This is a genomic window from Bacteroides sp. AF25-38AC (assembly GCF_003602995.1).
GTDB lineage: Bacteria > Bacteroidota > Bacteroidia > Bacteroidales > Bacteroidaceae > Bacteroides > Bacteroides uniformis.
This window is the reverse complement of sequence record NZ_QTMD01000084.1, coordinates 1-1328: the sequence shown is the minus strand read 5'-3', so window position 1 is coordinate 1328 and position 1328 is coordinate 1. Positions and strand designations below refer to the sequence as shown.

Annotated in this window: 1 protein-coding gene; it reads left to right on the top strand. The window is 39.6% G+C overall.

All coding sequences use genetic code 11. The features are described from left to right. Nucleotides 1–127 precede the first annotated feature (127 nt). Complete coding sequence (locus tag DWY55_RS21790) at nt 128–1291, top strand: IS4 family transposase (protein ID WP_008675277.1); 1164 nt, start codon at nt 128–130, stop codon at nt 1289–1291. Nucleotides 1292–1328: the final 37 nt, after the last annotated feature.

Genomic DNA, 1328 nt, shown 5'->3' with positions numbered 1-1328 from the left:
TTCACTACTGTCCCGTAAAAGTGGATAAATAGTTCTTTGAAATTATTGAAATATAGTCAATTACACGGTTTTTTGAAATGAAACGGACTTGATTTTGCAACTTTGCAGTCTAATACAAATGGCTGCTATGTTCCAAGACAAATACGTATTCTCTCAATTAACCGCTTTTCTGAACAGGACTCAGTTTAACAACTATGTTCGCAAGTATGGTGGCAACCGATATGTGAAACATTTCACTTGCTGGAATCAGATGCTCGCGATGATGTTTGGACAACTGAGTAACCGTGAGAGCCTGCGAGACTTAATCGTTGCTTTCGAGGCGCATAGGGCCAAGCAATATCATCTTGGGTTAGGTCGTGAACCGATAGCCAAGACAACTCTTGCGACAGCCAACCGGAACCGTGATTATAGAATTTTTGAAGAATTTGCATTCTATATGATGAAGGAAGCCTGCGAGAAGCGGACGACCAACATCCTTGACATTTCCGGAAAGAAATATGCGTTTGATTCAACAACGATTCCGTTATGTCTTGCAACATTCCCATGGGCAAAGTTCCGAAACAAGAAAGGAGGAGTTAAGGCTCATGTCTTATATGACATTGAAGCACAAGTTCCTGCCTTCTATACCGTAACCACTGCATCAAAGCATGATTCTACATTACTGTCTTCAATCCATTATGAACCAAATGCTTATTATATCTTCGACAGGGCTTATGATTCCTTTAAAGAACTCTATAAGATACATCTTACAGACTCTTTCTTTGTTGTCAGAGCCAAGACGAATTTAAAGTATAAGACAGTCCAATGGAAGCGAAGAATGCCAAAGAATATAATGACAGATGCGGAAGTGAAACTGACCGGCTATCTCTCCGAGAAGAAATATCCTGAGTCATTCAGACTCGTCCGATATTACGATGAAGAAGATGACCGTGAGTTCACTTTTTTGACAAATGCAAAACAACTTTCTGCACTGGATATCGCCAATCTTTATAAGAAAAGATGGTTAATCGAGCTGTTCTTCAAATGGCTCAAGCAGCATCTCAAGATAAAGAAATTTTGGGGCACAACAGAGAACGCTGTTCGCATACAAATCAGTGTGGCTATTATCACATACTGCCTTGTGGCTATTGTCCAACATGATATGAAGTTGAAACGCTCAACCTATGAAGTTTTGCAAATTCTCAGCATATCATTGACTGACAAAACCCACTTGCGTGACCTGTTCGATAAGACTAATTTCAATGATGTCAAAGATCTAAATAATCCCCTTATTCCGGGGCTATTTGATTAATTGTTTAACTCGTCCCATTTTAACGGGACACTAATGA